This is a genomic window from Stenotrophomonas sp. 96582_Sma, assembly GCF_056480905.1.
This window is the reverse complement of the sequence record NZ_CM151122.1, coordinates 1172709-1192406: the sequence shown is the minus strand read 5'-3', so window position 1 is coordinate 1192406 and position 19698 is coordinate 1172709. Positions and strand designations below refer to the sequence as shown.

General features: G+C 66.0%; 17 protein-coding genes. 9 read left to right on the top strand and 8 right to left on the bottom strand.

Annotation, left to right across the window (positions count from 1 at the left end; genetic code table 11):
• Positions 1–4: 4 nt before the first annotated feature.
• The gene (locus tag ACZK2R_RS05455; protein ID WP_180838698.1) at positions 5–814 is read left to right on the top strand and encodes a M15 family metallopeptidase; all 810 of its coding nucleotides are present in this window, start codon (positions 5–7) and stop codon (positions 812–814) included.
• A 394-nt stretch (positions 815–1208) separates the two neighbouring features.
• Here ACZK2R_RS05455 and ACZK2R_RS05450 read toward each other — a convergent pair whose 3' ends face one another.
• The 4 genes from ACZK2R_RS05450 to ACZK2R_RS05435 form a co-directional block, all read right to left on the bottom strand.
• Positions 1209–1580, bottom strand: coding sequence for a DUF423 domain-containing protein (locus ACZK2R_RS05450; RefSeq protein ID WP_019659313.1), 372 nt, complete (start codon positions 1578–1580; stop codon positions 1209–1211).
• Positions 1581–1683: 103 nt separating this feature from the next.
• A complete protein-coding gene (locus tag ACZK2R_RS05445) occupies positions 1684–2757 on the bottom strand; it encodes a polyketide cyclase (RefSeq protein ID WP_032127602.1) in 1074 nt (357 codons plus the stop codon).
• A 234-nt stretch (positions 2758–2991) separates the two neighbouring features.
• Entirely contained in the window at positions 2992–3633 is a 642-nt protein-coding gene (locus tag ACZK2R_RS05440; protein WP_006424175.1) for a response regulator, read from the bottom strand.
• Positions 3633–4835 (bottom strand): sensor histidine kinase, encoded by a 1203-nt coding sequence (locus ACZK2R_RS05435; protein WP_049461775.1) that lies wholly within the window; start codon positions 4833–4835, stop codon positions 3633–3635. Before ACZK2R_RS05435 ends, ACZK2R_RS05440 begins: the two co-directional genes overlap by 1 nt.
• A gap of 153 nt (positions 4836–4988) precedes the next feature.
• On the opposite strand from ACZK2R_RS05435, the gene ACZK2R_RS05430 reads away from it, so the two are divergent.
• From ACZK2R_RS05430 to ACZK2R_RS05410, 5 genes are read left to right on the top strand one after another with little or no spacing between them, the layout of a single operon-like run.
• Positions 4989–5585 (top strand): GNAT family N-acetyltransferase, encoded by a 597-nt coding sequence (locus tag ACZK2R_RS05430; protein ID WP_180838697.1) that lies wholly within the window; start codon positions 4989–4991, stop codon positions 5583–5585.
• A complete protein-coding gene (gene minC / locus ACZK2R_RS05425) occupies positions 5531–6379 on the top strand; it encodes a septum site-determining protein MinC (protein WP_050509775.1) in 849 nt (282 codons plus the stop codon). Before ACZK2R_RS05430 ends, minC begins: the two co-directional genes overlap by 55 nt.
• Before the next feature lie 35 nt (positions 6380–6414).
• The gene (gene minD / locus ACZK2R_RS05420) at positions 6415–7224 is read left to right on the top strand and encodes a septum site-determining protein MinD (protein WP_010483375.1); all 810 of its coding nucleotides are present in this window, start codon (positions 6415–6417) and stop codon (positions 7222–7224) included.
• 2 nt (positions 7225–7226) lie between these two features.
• A complete protein-coding gene (minE, locus tag ACZK2R_RS05415) occupies positions 7227–7487 on the top strand; it encodes a cell division topological specificity factor MinE (RefSeq protein ID WP_004148073.1) in 261 nt (86 codons plus the stop codon).
• A 46-nt stretch (positions 7488–7533) separates the two neighbouring features.
• Entirely contained in the window at positions 7534–8013 is a 480-nt protein-coding gene (locus ACZK2R_RS05410; RefSeq protein WP_049422782.1) for a hypothetical protein, read from the top strand.
• Between the two features lie 87 nt (positions 8014–8100).
• On the opposite strand, the gene ACZK2R_RS05405 is transcribed toward ACZK2R_RS05410, so the two are convergent.
• From ACZK2R_RS05405 to ACZK2R_RS05395, 3 genes are all read right to left on the bottom strand, one after another.
• A complete protein-coding gene (locus ACZK2R_RS05405) occupies positions 8101–9345 on the bottom strand; it encodes a DUF819 family protein (protein ID WP_180838696.1) in 1245 nt (414 codons plus the stop codon).
• A 141-nt stretch (positions 9346–9486) separates the two neighbouring features.
• The gene (locus ACZK2R_RS05400) at positions 9487–11565 is read right to left on the bottom strand and encodes a prolyl oligopeptidase family serine peptidase (RefSeq protein WP_180838695.1); all 2079 of its coding nucleotides are present in this window, start codon (positions 11563–11565) and stop codon (positions 9487–9489) included.
• A gap of 214 nt (positions 11566–11779) precedes the next feature.
• Positions 11780–13744 carry an OPT family oligopeptide transporter gene (locus tag ACZK2R_RS05395; RefSeq protein ID WP_125893769.1) on the bottom strand — a complete coding sequence of 655 codons (1965 nt, stop codon included), beginning with the start codon at positions 13742–13744 and terminating at the stop codon, positions 11780–11782.
• Positions 13745–14020: 276 nt separating this feature from the next.
• Here ACZK2R_RS05395 and ACZK2R_RS05390 point away from each other — a divergent pair, with 276 nt between their 5' ends.
• The 3 genes from ACZK2R_RS05390 (at position 14021) to ACZK2R_RS05380 (ending at position 17637) form a co-directional block, all read left to right on the top strand.
• A complete protein-coding gene (locus ACZK2R_RS05390) occupies positions 14021–14563 on the top strand; it encodes a hypothetical protein (RefSeq protein ID WP_253145495.1) in 543 nt (180 codons plus the stop codon).
• A 91-nt stretch (positions 14564–14654) separates the two neighbouring features.
• Positions 14655–15803, top strand: a complete 1149-nt coding sequence (locus ACZK2R_RS05385; RefSeq protein ID WP_180837937.1) for an acetyltransferase domain-containing protein — start codon at positions 14655–14657, stop codon at positions 15801–15803.
• 79 nt (positions 15804–15882) lie between these two features.
• Positions 15883–17637, top strand: a complete 1755-nt coding sequence (locus ACZK2R_RS05380) for a peptide MFS transporter (RefSeq protein WP_180837936.1) — start codon at positions 15883–15885, stop codon at positions 17635–17637.
• A 58-nt stretch (positions 17638–17695) separates the two neighbouring features.
• Here ACZK2R_RS05380 and ACZK2R_RS05375 read toward each other — a convergent pair whose 3' ends face one another.
• Positions 17696–19678, bottom strand: coding sequence for an alpha/beta hydrolase family protein (locus ACZK2R_RS05375; protein ID WP_125893763.1), 1983 nt, complete (start codon positions 19676–19678; stop codon positions 17696–17698).
• Between the last annotated feature and the right edge of the window lie 20 nt (positions 19679–19698).

Genomic DNA, 19698 nt, shown 5'->3' with positions numbered 1-19698 from the left:
GGCGATGCAACGACGCCCGCCCCTGCTGATCAATTCCGAGGCCATCGAGCTGTGGCCCGCCCACCTGTTGCGCGCACGCAGCAACCTGGATGCACGCCTGCTGTCGCAGGCGCAGTGGGTGCTGCGGCGCAAGCGTGATGGCCGCTATCTGGCGGCGGTACTGCCGCACGGCGTGCATTCGATGGTGCCGCGCCTGCCGCGCGAGCCCGGGGTCGAGGATGCACTGGCGCTGCTGGACACCGCGGCTGCACGGCCCTTCGGCGCCGGACTGGAAGATCAGTGGCTGCCGCTGGCCGGGTTGCAGCAGCGCCTGCAGCAGCTTGGCCTGGACCCGCAGCGCTACGCCGACGACAGCGGCCTGCCGCTGGAACCCGAACCCTGCCTGCTGCATTTTGCCGGCCGCGATCGCTTCGCCCGCCCGCTATGGCTGCGCCGTGGCGCCGCGCAGGGCTGGCGACGGATGCGACTGCATGCGGCACAGGATGGCATTGCGCTGGACGCCATCTCCGGCTTCCGCAGCCATGCCTACCAGTTGGGCATCTTCGAACGGAAGCTGGCGCGCGGCCTGAGCGTGGCGGAGATCCTGAAGGTGAATGCCGCACCGGGTTTCAGTGAACACCACAGCGGCCATGCGCTGGACATCGGTACACCGGGCGACGCCCCGGCTGAAGAATCGTTCGAAGCCACCGACGCGTTTGCGTGGCTGCAGGCGAATGCCGGTGGGCATGGCTTCCAGCTGAGCTACCCGCGCGACAACCCGCATGGGATCGTCTACGAACCTTGGCACTGGTGCTGGAGACCGGCCAACGGCTGAGCCCCTCGTGGCGGCTGCACGGCGAACTTCATGGAGCTGTCCGGGCGGATTCCGCGCGCGCCCACCACGAGATGGAACAAGAAGGCAAAGACAGAAGCCGGTCGCTTCGCTCGAAGCCTCTACAACGGATCAGCGCGCGGCTGTTGGGTCCGCCTTCAAGCGAGCCGAGCACCGCAGGTCCGGCGAGGGCGAAGAGGTGCGGGTGTCTGAGCGCAGCGAGTTCCCGCACCGCCCCTCGACGGGCCGAGGAGCGCAGGGGACCGGTGCGCAGCACCGGCTCGCGGCCGGCGGCGCGTTTCTTTTGGTTACTTTTCTTTTCGCGCGAAAAGAAAAGTAACGCCCATGGACCATCACGATCGCATCGGCATGGATCGGAGCGACAGCCCTGCGACCGTCACCGCCTCAACGCATTGATCGCCAGCAGCACCCATCCAGCCATCATGCTGGTGCCACCGATCGGTGCCATCCGTGTCGGCCACTGCCACAACGCACCGCCCACCAGGCTGCCGGAAAACAGCAGCACGCCCAGCAGCAGCACGTACAACGCCAGGTGCGCGATCGCGCCCTGCGCGCGCGGCCCGAGCGCCACCAGTACCGCGCCATGCGCGAACGCATAGAGCGCCGCCATGTTCAGATGCTGCTGCGCCAGCGGGTCGGCCACACCGTGCGAGGCATAGGCCGACAGGCCGATAGAGGCGGCAGCCAGCAGCGCCCCCAGGCAGGCCAGCAGTGATGGCTTACGTGCGCGACGTTCGAGATTGAACATGTGGGCTCCTTGCGCAGCGCCCTTGCCGGGCGCCAGATGAAAAAAAACGCGCCGCAATGAGCGGCGCGTTTTCGTGTCCAACACTACATGGGTCAGCCGAGGCTTACTTGACGGCCCAGTAGATGTCGTAGGTCGCTTCCGGGGTGAACGACTTGTCCAGACCGTCCTTCCAGGTTTCGTACGGGCGATCGACCACTTCCGAACCGTTGGTCACAGCCCAGGCACGCAGGCCGTTGCGGGCCACGTCCAGACCCGCCATGTGGCCGGTGTAGGCGGCATGCGCCGAACGGTGCGGGGCCACGTGCACGTACTTGACCGGAGCGCCGCCGTCGATCTTGACGGTCAGCTCTTCAGCGGTGGCACCTTCAGCACCCTTCTTCTTCACCGGCTGGGCGATATCGAAGGCGTACTTCTCCTGACCGAAATCGGTGGTGATGATGCGGAACGGACCGGCGGCTTCAAGGCCGTTGGCCTCCATCACGCGCTTGATCCACTCCTGGTTGTCCTTGATGGACTTGGTGATCGTGTCCTGACCGCGGTCCACGTTACCGGCGTTGACGACCAGCAGGTCTTCAGCCGGCACATTGACGATGGCCAGATCGGTCAGCGGGGCTTCCGGGGTGCGGTAGTCCACGTTCGGGACGCTGGCCAGCATGTTGGCCATACGCGACAGACCCATCTTGATGTCGTCGCCGATCTGGCGGCTGACATACAGGCCGGCATAACGGCCGAACAGGTCGAAGCCGTACTTCACCGAGTAGTCCTGGGTGATCTTGACGTTGCGGCCACCCTTGCCGGTCGGCTCCAGCGTGAAGGTGGTGATCTTGTCGTGACCCTTGGTGGCGTCATCGATGGCGATCGCAACACGCTTGTTCTCTTCGGCTTCGGTGATCTTCCAGGAACCGGTGCCCAGGTCCTTGGAGGTGAAGTCGAGAGTGGCACCGACGCCGGAGGCCGGGCCGGACAGCTTCAGTTCAACGGCGGGATCGCGCAGTACCAGCGGGTTCCAGTCCTTGAAGCGGCGCAGGCTGCTGACCGTGTCGTACACGATCGTCATCTTGCGGTTGGTCTCGATGCTTTCGGTGATGTGACGCTCGCCCGGCAGACATACGCCAATGATGACGAACAGGCCAGCCACGATCCCCAAGGCGATCAGGAACTCGATAATACGGGTCATTCAGAGAGTCTCCGGGGCCGATCCCACGGCCGGGTTGATTGAAGCGAAGCGCCAATCCTAGCAGGCTTCGCGGGCATTGTTTATCGGGATTGGCGCACCGGTTTCCCTGCCGGCTGCGTATTTGTATGGACAAAGAATTCGAAGGGTACCGCATACCGATACCCGTGAAGTAGGGGGCAACCCCACCCGAGGGCCATGACTGGAACTCAAGTCATTGTCCTGAAAAGGTTTTCCTCAGACCAGCTGGAGTTCGAACGCCTTCAGTACGGCGCGCGTACGGTCGCGCACGCCCAGCTTGGACAGGATGTTGGACACGTGGTTCTTGATGGTGCCTTCGGCCACACCCAGCGAGTTGGCGATCTCCTTGTTGGAGAAGCCACTGGCCATCAGGCGCAGGATCTCGGTCTCGCGGTCGGTCAACGGGTCCGGGCGGTCCAGGCTGACGAACTCGTTGCGCATGTGCTCCAGGCCGGACAGCAGGCGCTGGGTCACGGCCGGCTGCACCAGCGAACCGCCGTCGGCCACGGTGCGGATGGCACCGACCAGCTGCGCCAGGGTCACGTCCTTGAGCAGGTAGCCCTTGGCTCCGGCCTTGAGCCCGGCCAGCACCAGCTGGTCGTCATCGAAGGTGGTGAGGATGATGGTCGGTGGCAGCTGCTCCTGGCGCGACAGCACCTGCAGCGCCTCCAGCCCGGACATCACCGGCATGCGCATGTCCATCAGCACCACGTCGGGGCGCACCTGCGGTATCAGTTCGACCGCCTGCCGGCCATCGCCGGCCTCGGCCACCACCTCGATACCGTCGTCGAGCGCCAGCAGGGAGCGGATTCCCTGCCGCACCAGGGTTTGGTCGTCGACCAGGCAGACGCGAATCATCAACGCACTCCTTCAGGAACCTTGGTAAGGGCGGCCACCAGCACCGTTGCCGGCACCGTCGCCCGCAGCCGGAAGCCTTCACCGGGACGGGTTTCGACCTGCAGCTGGCCACCACATTGTTGCAGGCGCTCGCGCATGCCGCGCAAACCATTGCCCACATTGACCATATCCGCGCCGACGCCGTCGTCGCGGGCCTCCACCACCACCCGGTCGGGGGCTTCACGGTACACCTTGATCCACAGGTGGCGGGCGCCGGCATGGCGCACCGCGTTGGTGATGATCTCCTGGGTACAGCGCAGCAGCACGTGGGCCCGCTGCGGGTCCTCCACGTTCAGCGGATCCTCGATCTCCAGCTGGATGTCCAGCGAGGGCACGTTCTCGGTCAGCGGGCGCAGCGCCGCCGCCAGATCGATGGCGCCGGTCTCGCGCAGCTGGCTGACCACCTCACGCACGTTGCCCAGCAGCAGCTTGGCCAAGGCATGCGAGCGCTTCACATGGTCCAGCGCCTGGCCCTCGGCCAGGTGACCGGCCACTTCGAGGTTCAGGGTCAGTGCGGTCAGCTGATGCCCCAGAAGATCGTGCAGCTCACGCGAAATGCGGGTTCGCTCGTTGACGCGAGCGCTTTCGGCCAGCAGGGCACGAGTGGCACGCAGCTCCGAATTGAGCCTGCGCTGCTCGTCGCGGGCCTGGGTCTGCTGTCTCGCGACAAGGCTGGTCACGAAGATAAACATGGAAAAGCCGCCATACAGCAGCGATTGCATCACGGCTTCGAACAGCGGGAAGTTCAGCAGTATGTAATAGACCGGGGCCACCGCCAGCTGGCTGACCAGCAGCCACAGCACGCACAGGCGCGCCGACAGCATCCACGGAATGACGCCGGCAGCCACCATCATCAGGATGCTGCCCAGGCCCGAACCACTGAGGAAACTGACGCCCAGCGCCGAAACCGTCAGCAGCAGCAGCAGGCCGCGGTCCAGCCAGGTGGTGTGACTGTCGCTGTCACTGCGCAGGAGGCGGGTCAGCCAGTAGTACGCGGCGCCGAAGGACAGGTAGGCGACGAACAACAGGATCGCCCAGCTGCCCATATCGCTGCGGCTGTGCAGGTTCTCGAATTGCGAGTACGCCAGTGGCAGGCCGACCATGACCCAGGTAAACAGGCCGGCCAGACGGAGGACGCGGGTATGGCTGAGGACTCCCAACATGCCAGCACTCTACGGGCCCGGCCCGCGTCGCGCACTCCCACGGAAGTCATGCATCCGAGGTCCCCTGTTCATGCCGCAGCCCACCCCGGGCATGCAATAATCGTGCGCAGGGTCCAATTTGACGGACCAACCGCGTTACCCCACGGAGTCACAATGTCGATTGTCATCCGCGACGTGCGCGAGCACGAGCTCGATTCCGTCCTGGCTTTGAACAACAACGCTGGCCTGGCCATCCTTCCCCTGGATGCGGCCCGCCTGCGCCTGTTCTACGAAACCGCTGAGTATTTCCGCGTCGCCGAGCGCGACGGCAACCTGGCCGGCTTCCTGATCGGCTTCGGCAGCGACAGCCAGCACGACAGCAGCAACTTCGCCTGGTTCAAGCAGCAGCTGGACACCCCGTTCTTCTATATCGACCGCATCGTGGTCGCCAGCCGCCGTCGTGGCGGTGGCGTCGGCCGTGCGTTCTATGCCGACGCGCAGAGCTTTGCCGAGCTGCGCTTCCCGCAGATGACCTGCGAAGTCTTCCTCGACCATGGCGCCGATGCCGCCCTGCTCTTCCACGGCAGCTTCGGCTTCCGCGAGCTGGGCCAGAACACCATGCCGCAGGTCGACGTGCGCGCCAGCATGCTGGCCAAGGAACTGTGCAGCTACCCGTGGGTCCAGGAGACCTACGGCGGCAAGCTGCCGGATGTGGCATGGACACGTGCCCGGCATCTGCCGGCGCAGGCACAGCGGCCGACGGGGACCTGAGCGTGGCGGTGAATTTCGATTACGAACAGGCCGGTGAACTGAAGATCGGCCAGGTGGGCATCGCCAACCTGCGCATCCGTACCCTTGATGTCGAACGCCTCGTGCAGGAAATGCGCGAACGCGTCACCCGTGCGCCGAAACTGTTCGGCCGCGCCGCGGTGATCCTCGACTTCGGCGGCCTGAGCCAGGTGCCGGACGTGGCCACCGCGCAGGCGCTGGTCGATGGCCTGCGCAGTGCCGGCGTGCTGCCGGTGGCGCTGGCCTATGGCACCAGCGCGGTCGACCTGCTCTCGCAGCAGCTCGGGCTGCCACTGCTGGCCAAGTTCCGCGCCCAGTACGAGCGTGCCGAGGCCGAGCCGGCCCCGCCGCCGCCGCCCGCGCCGGAACCGCGTCGCGCAGCCCGTGCCGAACCGAAGCCGGCACCGGCCACGCCGGTGGCCAAGGTTGCCGACGCCGCCGCACCGCAGCCGGGCCGCATGCAGCTGGGCAACGTGCGTTCGGGCCAGCAGCTGTACGCAGAAAACTGCGACCTGACCGTGATGGCCACCGTCGGCGCCGGCGCCGAGGTCATCGCCGATGGCAGCATCCACATCTACGGCACCCTGCGCGGCCGCGCGCTGGCGGGGGCACAGGGCAACACCGCGGCACGCATCTTCTGCCGTGATTTCCATGCGGAACTGGTCGCCATTGCAGGCCACTACAAGGTACTGGACGATGTCCCGGACTCCCTGCGCGGCAAGGCCGTGCAGGTGTGGCTGGAACAGGACCAGATCAAGATCGCTGCGCTGGACTGACGCAGCACCCAAACAGAATCATCAGGAGAAGTCCTTTGGCTGAAATCATCGTAGTCACCTCCGGCAAGGGCGGCGTCGGCAAGACCACTTCCAGCGCGAGCCTGGCCTGCGGCCTGGCACGGCGCGGCAAGAAGGTGGCGGTGATCGACTTCGACGTCGGCCTGCGCAACCTCGACCTGATCATGGGCTGCGAACGCCGCGTGGTGTACGACTTCGTCAACGTCGTGCACGGCGAAGCGACCCTCAAGCAGGCCCTGATCAAGGACAAGCGCTTCGAGAACCTGTACGTGCTGGCCGCCTCGCAGACCCGCGACAAGGACGCACTGACCCAGGAAGGCGTGGGCAAGGTCCTGAAGGACCTGGCCGCCGACGGCTTCGACTACATCATCTGCGACTCCCCGGCCGGCATCGAGAAGGGCGCCTTCCTGGCGATGTACTTCGCCGACCGTGCGGTGGTGGTGGTGAACCCGGAAGTGTCGTCGGTGCGCGACTCGGACCGCATCATCGGCCTGCTCGACTCGAAGACCCACAAGGCCGAGTCCGGCCAGGACGTGCCGGCCTTCCTGCTGCTGACCCGCTACACCCCGCTGCGCGTGGAAAGCGGCGAGATGCTCAGCATCGCCGACGTCGAGGAAGTGCTCGGCCTGAAGGCGATTGGCGTGATCCCCGAGTCGGGTGACGTGCTCAACGCCTCCAACAAGGGCGAGCCGGTCATCCTGGATGTCGAGTCCGCAGCCGGCCAGGCCTACGACGACGCCGTCGCGCGCATCCTTGGCGAAGAACGCCCGATGCGCTTCACCAACGTCGAGAAGAAGGGCTTCTTCAGCAAGCTGTTCGGAGGGTAAGCATGGGCCTGTTTGATTTCCTCAAAGCGAAGAAGACCACCGCCGAAACCGCCAAGAACCGCCTGCAGATCATCATCGCGCAGGAGCGCAGCAACCGCGGCGGCCCCGATTACCTGCCGCTGCTGCAGCGCGAGCTGCTGGAAGTGATCAAGAAGTACGTGAACATCGACGTCGATGCAGTGAAGGTCGACCTGGTGAAGGATGGCCAGCACGATGTGCTGGACATCTCCGTGGCGCTGCCTGAAGGCCCGGACAAACCCTGAAGCTCTGCCCCGCCCGTGCCTGCACGGGCGGGGCTGCCTGACCCGCATGACCGATACAACAACCGCCGTGGACATCACCTGCGTGGGCGACATCGCCTTCGCTGATGCGCAGTGCCTGCTCGCCGCGCATGGCCTGCAGCTGCACCACGTCGCGGCCGGTGAACCGATTCCCGGCAGCTACTGGGGCGAGCCCGAGGCCGGCATCATCGCCAGCAACGTGTACGTGCGCGATGACACGCCCGTGCACTCGATGCTGCACGAAGCCTGCCACCTGATCGTGCTACCGCCGGAGCGGCGTGCGCAGGTGCATACCGACGCCACCGACTCGGTGGCCGAGGAAGATGCCACCTGCTACCTGCAGATCGTGCTGGCCGGGCAGCTGCCTGGCGTTGGCAGTGCGCGGTTGATGGCCGACATGGATGCCTGGGGGTATACGTATCGGCTGGGGTCGACACAGGCGTGGTTCGAGCAGGATGCCGAAGACGCGAAGGCGTGGTTGATCGAACGCGGATTGCCGGTGGCGTAACGCATCGGTAATGCCGGCCGTTGGCCGGCAACCTCATGAACCCGTGCAGCATTACCTGGTTGCCGGCCAGCGGCCGGCACTACCCCATCAGCCCTGCCCTGCCAGCGCGCGCAGGGTAATGCCGACGATGTAGGCCAGGTAGGTGCCGGTGGCGTAGCCCATCGTGCCCAGCAACACGCCCACCGGCGCCAGGGCCGGATGGAAGGCTGCAGCCACCACCGGCGCCGAAGCCGGGCCACCGATGTTCGACTGCGAACCGATCGCGAAATAGAAGAACGGCACCTTCAGCAGCTTGCCCAGGCACCACAGCAGCGCGATGTGCACGGCAATCCAGATCAGGCCGAGCAGGAACAGCCACGGGCGGTCCAGCAGCGCCAGCAGATCCATCTGCATGCCGATGCAGGCAATCAGGAAGTACAGCAGCAGCGAACCCAGCCGCGAGGCGCCCGCACCTTCCAGCGTGCGTGCACGGGTGAAGCTCAGGCTCAGGCCCAGCGTGGTCGACAGCACCACCACCCACACGAACGGCGCATCCAGGCTGAACTGCGGGGCCCAGCTGACATTGGCCTTGAACCATGCTGCCAGCGGCGCACCGATCGCTTGTGACAGACCCACGCCGCCGAAGGCCACTGCCACGATCAGCATCAGGTCGGTGAGGCTGGGAACGCGCTCATGCTCGGCCTGGAAGCGCGCGATGCGCTCCTTCAGCTCATCGATGGCCGACGTGTCGGCACCGCTGCGCGCGTCGATCTTCGCTGCGCGCCCGGCCAGGAAGATCAGCGCGGCCATCCACACGTAACCGACACCGACATCGACCACCGCGAACTGGCCGAACGTGGTGGCGTTGACGTCGAACACTTCGCGCATCGCCAGCATGTTGGCCCCGCCGCCGATCCAGCTGCCGGCCAGTGCGGCCATGCCGGCCCAGGTGTCACCGGCCACGGTGTCGGGATGGATCGCGCGCATCACCAGGAACGCCACCACCGCACCCAGCATGATGCTGGCGGACGCACCCAGGTACATCAGCACCAGCTTCGGGCCGAGCCGCAGGATGCCTTTGATGTCCACCGCCAGGGTCAGCAGGATCAGCGCTGCCGGCAGCAGGATGTCGCGTGCGATCGGGTTGTAGAGCTTGGTGTTCTGGCCGTCGATCAGGCCGACGGTGTTGTAGATGCCGGGAATCAGGTAGCACAGCAGCAGTGCCGGCACGAAGGTGTAGAAGCGTTTCCACAGGCCCTGCTCGCGCGAGGCGGTCCAGAACACGGCGCCCAGGGTGGCGGCGATCAAACCGAAGACGACGATGTCGTTCTGGATCAGGGCGGTCGAGGGCATGCAGGCGCTCTGGGTAGAGCCGGCCGCTGGCCGGCTGCTGTTGGCGGCAGATCAGGAAGGTGTGCCGACCAACGGTCGGCACCCACCGGTACAGCAGATGGCGAAACAAAAGCGCCGCCCCGAAGGGCGGCGCTGCAGTCATCAGTTGCCGATGTGCTGCTTCAGCCAGGCATTGACGGTGTCATGCCACAGGATGCTGTTGTTCGGCTTCAGCACCCAGTGGTTTTCATCCGGGAAGTACAGGAACTTCGATTCGATGCCCTGGCGCTGGGCAGCAGTGAACGCGGCCAGGCCCTGCTCGACCGGAATACGGAAGTCCTGCTGGCCGTGGATGACCAGGATCGGCTTCTTCCAGTCCGCCACGTGGTTGACCGGGTTGAACTTCTCGTAGTTCGCCGCCTTCTGGTACGGCGTACCGCCCTGCTCCCACTCGGTGAACCACAGTTCTTCGGTGGCGTAGCCCATCATGCGCTGGTCGAACACGCCGTCATGGTTGACCAGGCACTTGAACGGGCCGTTCCAGTTGCCGGCGATCCAGTTGACCATGAAGCCGCCGTAGCTGGCGCCCAGCGCACAGGCCTTGTCACCGTTGAGGAAGGAATACTTCTTCAGCGCCGCATCCCATCCCTTCTGCAGGTCTTCCAGCGGGCGGTCGCCCCAGTGCTGGCTGATCGCATCGGTGAAGGCCTGGCCATAGCCGGTGGAGCCGTGGAAGTCGATCATCACCACGGCGTAGCCCTGGCCCGCATAGGTCTGCGGATTCCAGCGGTAGCTCCAGCCATTGCCGAAGCTGCCCTGCGGGCCGCCGTGGATCAGGAACGCGACCGGGTACGACTTGCCTTCCTGGTAGTTGTGCGGCTTGACCACATAGCCGTGCACGGTGTCGTTGTTCCAGCCCTTGAACTCGAACTGTTCGTAGTCACCGAAGCTGACGTCCTTGAGCACGTCGCCAGCGGCCGGGGTCAGCGCGCGCAGCTCGCCGATGGCTTCGCCGGCGGCCGGCAGCAGGCCGACCAGCACCTGGTCGTTGCTCTTCAGGCTGTTGCGGGTGATCGCCACGCTGGTGCCGGCCACGTCCACCGAGGTCACGCTGCCGTCGCCGATCAGCTTGGTGGCCTTGCCGCTGGCCACGTCGATCTGGAACAGCGGGTGCTCGCCGAGGTCATCGGCGGTGGTGTAGATGCTGGCGCCGTCGGCGGACAGGGTGATGCCGCCCGCCGAGCGATCCCATTGCGGCGCGATCTCACGGCTCTTGCCGCTGGCCAGGTCCATCGCCATCAGGCCGAAACGGTCGGCCTCGAAGCCCGGGCGCTTCATCGCACGGTAGAACAGGGTCTTGCCGTCGGCACTGAACACCGGGCCGGCATCCCAGGCCGGATTGGAGGCGGTCAGATTGACCGGCGCCTGCTTGCCCGCAGCGTCGAAGCGGTACAGGTCGAAGTTGGTCGACCACGGCTCCTGCTTGCCGGCCACGCGGATGCTGGCCACCACGCTGGCGCCATCCGGCGACCACGCGAAATCGTCATTGCCACCGAACGGCTTGGACGGTGCATCGCCGTCGATGGTCGCGCTCAGCGCCGAGGCGCCCTTGACCGCGCCGGCCTTGGCTGCCGGCAGCGGTGCCACGAACAGGGTGTTGCGGCGGCCGTCGTTCCAGGCATCCCAGTGGCGCACGAACAGCGAATCCCACACTTGGCCGCTGGCCTTGGCGTCCTTCTTTTCCTTCAGCTTCTTCTCGGTGCAGGCCAGATCCGAGGCACAGGCCTGGAACACGCCGGCACTGAACAGCACGCGGTCGTCCTGCGGTGACACGTGGTAGCTGTCAACGTCCACCGGGAAGTCGGTCAGCTGGCGCGGGGTGCCGCCGTTGATCGGCTGCGCGTACAGCTGCTGGCTGCCGTTCTTGGCACTGAGGAAATACACGGTCTGGCCATCGGCCGACAGCGACGCGGAATTGACGCTCCAGCCGGCCGGGGTGATCTGCTTCGGCGGGGCCGCGTCACGCGTGCGCAGGTTGCGCGCGAACAGCGCGGTGGAGGCCTTCAGGTTGGCGTCCACGCTGCGCTTGGCGAACACCACAGTGCCACCGTCCGTGGTCAGTACCGGCGCGGAGACGCGGTCCATGGCCACCATGTCGCGGACTTCCAGGCCACGGGCAGCGGCAACGCTGGGCAGGGCAGCCAGCAGGCTCAGTGGCAGCAGGGCATGACGCAGTTTCATCGGGGTCTCCGCAGGACGGCAAAAAACCGATGGTAGGCCCGTGCGGCCGGGGCTGCCAAGGCCATCGGTCATGGCTGCGCGCGGGGTTGGCCCCGCCGCCAGAAAAAGCAAACCGCGCCGTAGCGCGGTTTGCGGTAGTGCCGGCCGCTGGCCGGCAACCAGGGGTATCACGGGATTCCGGGATTGCCGGCCAGCGGCCGGCACTACCCATCCCTTACGCCTTGGTGTACTTGCCGGTGCGGTAGATCAGCCAGCCCACCAGGAACAGCACGGCCAGGCCGATCCACTGCGCGCCCGGCAGGTGGAACGGCACGGCCAGCACGTCGGCGCGGCTGCTGACCACGATCGGAATCGCGATAGCGATGCCCATCAGTGCCTCACCGGTGATCAGGCCCGCAGCGAACAGCACACCCGGCTTGTGCACGCGGTCGCGGCCTTCTTCGTCATCGGCTCGCACCTTGTGGAAGCGCTCGACCAGGTGGGCGATCAGGCCGCCGAGGAAGATCGGCACCATCAGCTCCAGCGGCAGGTAGATGCCGATGGCGGCGGCCAGCACCGGCACGCGGAAGCGTGCGTTGCGCGACTTCAGCCAGCTGTCGAAGGCAATGATGGCGGCACCGACCACGGCACCGATGCCGATGAAGGTCCACGGCAGTTCGCCACCGAACAGGCCCTTGGCCACCGAGGCCATCAGGTTGGCCTGCGGCGCAGCCAGCGCGTTCGGGTGCAGCTCGGACTTCACGCCGATGCCGTAGGCGGTGGCCAGCAGGTTCAGCACCGGGGCCATGATCAGCGCACACGAGAAGGCACCGATGCCCAGCATCAGCTGCTGCTTCCACGGGGTGGCGCCGACGATGTAGCCGGCCTTGAGGTCCTGCAGGTTGTCACCGCCAACCGCTGCGGCGCAGCACACCACCGCGCCGATCATGATCGCCGCCACCGCGCCCAGCGGCGCACCGCCGGCACCGACCGGCTTGAGGCCATCGGCGCCCAGCAGCACCACCAGCACGGCCGAGGCGAACAGGATGGTGGAGATGGTGATGCCCGACACCGGGTTGTTGGACGAACCGATCAAGCCGGCCAGGTAGGCCGACACCGACACGAACAGGAAGCCGGCAACGATCATGATGATGGTCATCGGGATCGACACGTGCCACTGGCCGACGATGGCCTGGTACAGGGCCAGCAGCGGCAGCACGAAGACCACCAGGGCCACCAGCATCCACTTCATCGGCAGGTCGCGCTCGGTGTGCGCCAGCACCGGGCCACCGCTCTTGCGGGCAGCGGCAAAGCCGCTCTTGACGCCGTTGAGCAGCGACTTGCGCAGCGAGATCAGGGTCCAGATGCCGCCAATCAGCATCGCGCCCACACCCAGGTAGCGCATCTTCGCGCCCCAGATGGCGAACGCCGCCTCGGTGGAGGATGCGGTAGCCACCGAGGCGGCCAGGCCCGGATCGGTGTTCATGAAGAACGCCTGGTAGATCGGAATGGCGATGTGCCAGGTCAGGATCGAACCGGACACCACCACGATGCCGACGTTGAGGCCGACGATGTAGCCCACGCCCAGCAGTGCCGGCGACAGGTTGGTACCGATGAAGGCGGTGACCTTGGAGCTGCCGACGTAGGCCGAGGTGGCCCAGGCGTCCGGGATCAGGCGCATGCCGCTTTCCGCGGCCAGCTTGACGAAGGCACCGATCACCGCCGACAGGCCGAGGATCTTCAGGCCCGGGCCCGGATTCTCACCGGCCTTGAGCACTTCCGCCGCAGCCTTGCCTTCCGGGAACGGAAGCGGGTCTTCGACGATCATCGAACGGCGCAGCGGCACCGAGAACAACACGCCCAGCAGGCCGCCGAGGCCGGCGATGCCCAGCACCCACCAGTACTTGAAGTCCGGCCAGTAGCCCATGATCACCAGCGCCGGGATGGTGAAGATCACACCGGCGGCGATCGACGAACCGGCCGAAGCGCCGGTCTGCACGATGTTGTTTTCAAGGATGGAGCCACCGCCCAGCAGGCGCAGCACGCCCATGGAAATCACCGCGGCGGGAATGGCGGTGGCGATGGTCAGGCCTGCGAACAGACCGAGGTAGGCGTTTGCGGCCGACAGCACCACCGCCAGCACGATGGCCAGGGCCACAGCGCGGAAGGTGAGCTGCTTGGGCGCAGCGTCGTGGTTCATGGAAGCCCCTGCTGGCAAAAAATCCCTTGCACGCTAGCGTTCAGGAGGCAGCAAGTCCAGTGCGGTTCGGGAGGGTTGCGGCCAGGTCGGCAGTGAGATAGTCGCTTCTGGCCAAACTCGGCCAACGCATCAAGCGCATGGGGCACATGCCGGAGGGCTGCCGCGCCTCGCGGTCTCATGTCCTGCAGGGGCCAGGCCAACCAGTACTGCAGCATTCCAGCCATCATCGTTTGAAGTGCCTCAACGCCCCGTGCATCGTGTTCATGATCTGAACCGATGACGCTGAGCCGCCCGATGAACAACCCACTGCAGATCCGCCTGATCAAATTACCGGTCGTGGCTGTCGTGACCCTGACCTGCCTGATGCCGCTTTGCGATTACGCATCTGCCTGGAGCCGCATTGGCGCAGTCGAGATCACCGACCACGCCGGCAAACCTTGTTTCGGACTACCCAGGAAGGAGCGCAAGCGTATCGGTAAAACTCCGGAGGTGTTTGGTGTGGAGGTGCATGACGCAATTACTCCACCGCTGCGGCGGCAATGGTCGTTCTACTTTGCCCATCCCGCATCAATCGCACTTCCACCCGGAGCCTGCGTGGTCTACGGAGAAGTGCCAGCCAACGCCATTTCAAGGCAGACGGCGATGCCGCTGCAGCCCGGACGCCTGTACGACGTTTCGCTTTCGGCCACCAGGACCGGCGCCACGCAACACCACAGCGCCCGATTCTGCTTGAAGGCCAACCCCGACGGGAGCCTGCGAGCGATCCAGGTCCACTATGACGAGGCGCTGGGCTGGAGCCCCTCGGTTTGCCTGCCCTGAGCCGACGCGCGCGCTCGTCGGAACCGCCCAGCACACGCTGGAAAGACGTAATTGTAATGTTATATCCTGTCACGCCGACCGAACCTCGTACGTGGCCCCTTCCCCCACTACCCGCCTGGCCTCCATCGACCAGCTGCGCGGCACCGTGATGCTGTTGATGTTGCTCGACCACGTGCGCGAGACCTTCTTCCTGCAGCACCAGGTGAGCGACCCGATGGACGCGGCGACGGTCTCCCCCGCGCTGTTCGCCTGCCGTCTGCTGGCCCACCTGTGCGCACCCGTGTTCGTCCTGTTGACCGGCCTGTCGGCCTGGCTGTACGGCCAGCGCCAGGCGGATCCGCGCCGCGCCACCGCCGCCTTCCTGCTCAAGCGCGGGCTGTTCCTGGTCGTGCTGGAACTGACCCTTGTGAATTTCGCCTGGACCTTCCAGCTGCCGCCGGAAACGCTGTACCTGCAGGTGATCTGGGCCATCGGGCTGAGCATGATCGCGCTGGCCGGCCTTCTGTGGCTGCCGCGCCCGGCCCTGCTGGTGCTGGCAGTCGCGGTGGTGGCCGGGCACAACCTGTTCGACGGCTTACGGGTGCAAGGCAATGGTCTGCTGGCGGTGCTGTGGAAAGTGCTGCACCAGCGCGACTGGATCGAGGCCGGCGCGCTGCGCCTGCGCACCTCCTATCCGGTGCTGCCGTGGATCGGGGTGATCGCTCTGGGTTATCTGTTGGGACCGTGGTTCGCCCGCGACCGCGACCCGGCGCAACGCCAGCACTGGCTGCTGTGGGCAGGCGTCGGTGCGCTGGCCATGTTCGCGCTGCTGCGGTTCGCCAACCAGTATGGAGATGCACCGTGGCAGTACCAGACCAGCGCGCTGCGCACCTGGATGAGCGTGCTCAACATCACCAAGTACCCGCCGTCGCTGCAGTTCCTGCTGTTGACTCTGGGCGTGGGGCTGTTGCTGCTGCGCCTGTACGAATGGCCGCCACTGGCGCGTGCGCTGCGCCCGCTGGCCGATATCGGCGCCGCGCCGATGTTCTTCTACCTGCTGCACCTGTATGTGCTGAAGGCGCTGTACCTGGGCGCGCTGGCGGCCTGGGGGCCGACCCATGGCGAGTTGTATGCCCTGGACTCGGTCAGCGGCCTGCTGCTGGTGGCCTGCGCGCTGGCGGTGGTGCTGTACCCGCCGACCCGGGCATTCGCGCGGTTCAAGGCGCGAAGGCGTGACCTGGCGTGGTTGCGGTACCTGTGATCGCCCAGGCCAGTCCGGCAATCCACGCATGGCGTGGATCTACTGAAAGCGGATCGGGCCACAGGCCTATAATTCCGCGATGAATTCCACCGCTATCGCTTCCGACGACTTCCTGGGCCATCCCAAGGGCGTCTACGTCTGCTTCTTCACCGAAATGTGGGAGCGCTTCTCCTTCTATGGCATGAAGGCGCTGCTGCTGCTGTACCTGACCAAGTACCATCTGTTCGGCGACAAGGCCGGCCTGGACCTGCTCGGTGCCTATGGCGGCCTGGTGTACTGCATCCCTGTATTCGGCGGCATGCTGGCCGACCGCTGGCTGGGCATGCGCCGGGCCGTGCTGTTCGGCGGCATCCTGCTGGTACTCGGCCACCTCGGCATGGCCTTCGAAGGCCACGCTGCGTACCGGGTGAACGGCGACGTGGTGCGCGACACCTCGGCACTGGCGGTGACCTACCTGTCGCTGGCGCTGATCATCATGGGCGTCGGTTTCCTGAAACCGAACATCTCCACCATTGTCGGCAAGCTGTACGCCAAGGACGATCCGCGCCGCGATTCGGGTTTCTCGCTGTTCTACGCCGGCATCAACCTGGGCGCGCTGTTCTCATCGCTGGTGTGCGGCTTCCTCGGCGAGGCCTACGGCTGGAAGTACGGTTTCGGTGCGGCCGGCATCGGCATGCTGGCCGGCCTGGCCATGTTCCTGTGGGGCCAGAAGTACCTGCAGGGCCACGCCGAGCCGCCGCAACCGGCGGCGTTGAAGCAGAAGGTGCTGGGCCTGCCGCGCGAATGGCTCATCTATCTGTGCGCGGTGCTCGGTGTGTTGCCGGTGGCGTGGCTGATGTGGGCGGCCGGCAACGGCGCGTTCGCGCTGGGCGGTGAAATCAGCCTGGCACTGATGTTGATGGTGGCGGTGCTGGGCGGCGTGCTGGTCTGGTTCGCCTGGTTCACCGGCAGCAAGTGCACGCCGGTACAGCGCCAGCAGATGATCGCGCTGATGGTGCTGATCTTCATGGCGCTGGTGTTCTTCACCATGTACGAGCAGTCCTACGGCTCGTGGGTGACCTTCACCGACCGGCTGCTGACCAAGGACATCGTGCCCTCGCTGGTGATCACCGGCGGTACCCCGCTGCCCTGGTCGATCATCTCGCTGCTGCTGGCGCCGCTGGGCTTCGTGGTCAGCGCGCGGCTGTCCGAGCGCCGTCCGGGCTCATCTGCGCCGCGAACGTTCTTCGCCGCCATCGTCGTGCTGATGCTGGTGCTGCTGGTGCGCGACTGCCTGGTGATTCCGCAGACCGCCGGCTCGCTGACCTACCTCGGCGGCCTGTTCCTGGTGCTGCTGGCGCCGGCCTTCGCCGCACTGTGGACGTGGATGGACCGCCGCGGCTGGGAACCGGGCAAGCCGGTCAAATCGGCCTGGGGTCTGGTGATCGGCGCGCTGTCGTTCGTGCCGCTGGCATTGGCCGCACAGCAGGTCGGCGCCACCGGCGAGATGGCCAGCGTGTGGTGGCTGGTGCTGGCCTACTTCCTGCTGGCCAGCGGTGAGATGTGCCTGTCGCCGGTCGGCCTGTCGGCGGTGACCCAGCTGGCCGTGCCGCGGGTGATGAGCCTGATGATGGGCACCTGGTTCCTGGCAACCGCGTTCTCGGAAACGCTGGCCGCGCTGTTCGGCAAGCTGGCCGCGATCGAGGTACCGGAAGGCGAATCGCTGGACATGGTGGCCGCGGCCGGTGCCTATGCGCACCTGTTCTGGCTGCTGATGTGGATCGGCCTGGGCTGTGCGCTGGCCGCCTTCATCGCCGCGCCGCTGCTGAAGAAGATGATGCACGGGGTCAAGTAAGCCCGATGCAGGCGAACTCCGGGGGCGGCGGATCGATCATCCGCCGCCCCCGGCTTGTTCAGGGCGCGCTGCTCTTCTCCGCAGGTGCGGCCTGCCCGGCCACCTGGCCCCCCAGGCTGCGCGAGAGGAAGGCCAGCAACCTGCTGTAGTACGCACGTTGGTTGGCAGGGGAATAGAAACCATGCCCTTCATTCTTGACGTACAGGGTTTCCACCGGCGTGCCGGCCTTCTTCAACGCAGCTTCCATGCGTTCGCTGTGCACGATCGGCGCACGTTGATCCTGACCACCCGCGGCCAGGAATACCGGCACCCGCACCTGCGCGGCCAGATTCACCGGGGAACGCTCTGCAAGATCCTTGGGCGATCCCAGCCAGTTCCGCAGGTAGGCCAGGCCTGACTCGTCGCTCTGGATGTCTCCGCGGGCGTACATCAACGGCAGGTCGTAGATGCCGACGTAGCCGGCCGCGCACTGGTACAGGCCCGGTTCGCGCACCGCCCCCATCATCGCCGCATAGGCACCGTAACTGGCCCCATAGATGCAGATGCGGTTCTTGTCGGCCACGCCCTGTTCGATCGCCCAACGCGTGGCATCGGTGACGTCATCCTGCATCGACAGCCCCCATTGCTTTCGCGCGGCCTGCATGTGGGCCCGGCCATAGCCGGAAGAGCCGCGGAAATTCACCTGCAGTACCGCGTAACCTGCCGCCGCCAGCATCTGTGTCTCGGTGTCATAGGCGCCCTGGTCGGCAACACCGATCGGACCTCCGTGCGGCACCACCACCATCGGCAGCGCACGGGCCTCGCGGCCATGCGGGACGGTAAGGAAGCCATGCAGCGAACGCCCATCACGCGCCGTCAGGCTGATCGGACGCACCTCCGCCGCCAGCGCGGGGTCGATCCAGTCGCTGCGGCTGATCAGGTGCCGTGCACTCTTGCCAACCGTGTCATAGAGATAGAAATCGCCCGGATTGCTGCCTGACCAGGTTTCCACCAGCACCGTCTTGCCATCGCGCGTGCTGGAGGTGATGTAGACCGCTCCGCCAAGGCCGGCTTCGAGGCTGCGGTACAGGCGAGCGTCGTCCGAGGCGTCATCGAAGAATGCCGTTCGCGGCGCACTGCCAAGGAACAGGGCCCCGACCGGCACGCGGCTGCCGGGGCGCCGGATGATGCGCGCCGGGTCGGCACTCCCATCGCGCAGCACGGTGCGTCGTTCATTGCTCTGGGGGTCCCAGCTGACAATGGCATCAGGTCCATCTGCCTGCTCGACCTGCAGGTACGCCAGGCGACCATCGGCCGAGAAGCCGAGCGGCGCCTCGATGCGCTTGCTCAGGGATTCATCATTGAGCAGGACCCAGTCGCTGTTGCTGCCCGTGCGGTAGTAGAGCTTCTGCGTGCCATCGGTAACGACAGCGCGTGCGAAACGCACCTCGCCCTGCTCATCGGTCGTGAAGTCCGCATCGGGAATGGGAGCGCGCGCCACGGCGTTGCGGCGACCGGTGATCACGTCCATGCGCTCGACCTGCGCATGCGAACTGCCGACCAGCGGGATCACCGTCACCAGCGCGTTGCGGTCATCGTCCTTGAGCTCATCACTGAGGTAGGCGGCCACCAGGCCTGCCGGCTTGACCTTGATGTTGGTGCCCAGGCTCTGGTCGGCAACCCGGTACCCCACCAGCAGCTCGCCACCCTTGCCGTTGGCATTGATACCGAACAGTTCGCCGGTCGGCGTCGGCCGGTCCAGCACGCCGAACTTCTGTGCCATGCCCACCAGCAGCCGCTCGTTGCTGACCCAGTCGAAGGTGTGGGCGTGATCGTTGCGGGGCGGGCGGAAGCTGCCGACCATCTTCATGTCGGCAATGCGGTAGATCGCCAATGCGGTTCCCGCCTCCAGCGGAACCGTCGCGGCGATGTACTCGCCCCCTGGTGAAATCTTGATGTCGGTAAACGACTCCTGCCGCAGATAGCGATCCAGGTCCAGCGTTGCGGCCGATGCCCCACCCACAACCGCGCCCAGCAGTACAGCCAGCACAATCCTGCGCATCCTTCCCCCATGGAAAACCG

Excerpts from the sequence above, each read along its gene's own strand:
- ACZK2R_RS05455 (WP_180838698.1), top strand. The coding sequence starts at position 5 with ATGCAACGACGCCCGCCCCTGCTGATCAATTCCGAGGCCATCGAGCTG.
- ACZK2R_RS05450 (WP_019659313.1), bottom strand. The coding sequence starts at position 1,580 with ATGTTCAATCTCGAACGTCGCGCACGTAAGCCATCACTGCTGGCCTGC.
- ACZK2R_RS05445 (WP_032127602.1), bottom strand. The coding sequence starts at position 2,757 with ATGACCCGTATTATCGAGTTCCTGATCGCCTTGGGGATCGTGGCTGGC.
- ACZK2R_RS05440 (WP_006424175.1), bottom strand. The coding sequence starts at position 3,633 with ATGATTCGCGTCTGCCTGGTCGACGACCAAACCCTGGTGCGGCAGGGA.
- ACZK2R_RS05435 (WP_049461775.1), bottom strand. The coding sequence starts at position 4,835 with ATGTTGGGAGTCCTCAGCCATACCCGCGTCCTCCGTCTGGCCGGCCTG.
- ACZK2R_RS05430 (WP_180838697.1), top strand. The coding sequence starts at position 4,989 with ATGTCGATTGTCATCCGCGACGTGCGCGAGCACGAGCTCGATTCCGTC.
- minC (WP_050509775.1), top strand. The coding sequence starts at position 5,531 with ATGGACACGTGCCCGGCATCTGCCGGCGCAGGCACAGCGGCCGACGGG.
- minE (WP_004148073.1), top strand. The coding sequence starts at position 7,227 with ATGGGCCTGTTTGATTTCCTCAAAGCGAAGAAGACCACCGCCGAAACC.
- ACZK2R_RS05410 (WP_049422782.1), top strand. The coding sequence starts at position 7,534 with ATGACCGATACAACAACCGCCGTGGACATCACCTGCGTGGGCGACATC.
- ACZK2R_RS05405 (WP_180838696.1), bottom strand. The coding sequence starts at position 9,345 with ATGCCCTCGACCGCCCTGATCCAGAACGACATCGTCGTCTTCGGTTTG.
- ACZK2R_RS05400 (WP_180838695.1), bottom strand. The coding sequence starts at position 11,565 with ATGAAACTGCGTCATGCCCTGCTGCCACTGAGCCTGCTGGCTGCCCTG.
- ACZK2R_RS05395 (WP_125893769.1), bottom strand. The coding sequence starts at position 13,744 with ATGAACCACGACGCTGCGCCCAAGCAGCTCACCTTCCGCGCTGTGGCC.
- ACZK2R_RS05390 (WP_253145495.1), top strand. The coding sequence starts at position 14,021 with ATGACGCTGAGCCGCCCGATGAACAACCCACTGCAGATCCGCCTGATC.
- ACZK2R_RS05380 (WP_180837936.1), top strand. The coding sequence starts at position 15,883 with ATGAATTCCACCGCTATCGCTTCCGACGACTTCCTGGGCCATCCCAAG.
- ACZK2R_RS05375 (WP_125893763.1), bottom strand. The coding sequence starts at position 19,678 with ATGCGCAGGATTGTGCTGGCTGTACTGCTGGGCGCGGTTGTGGGTGGG.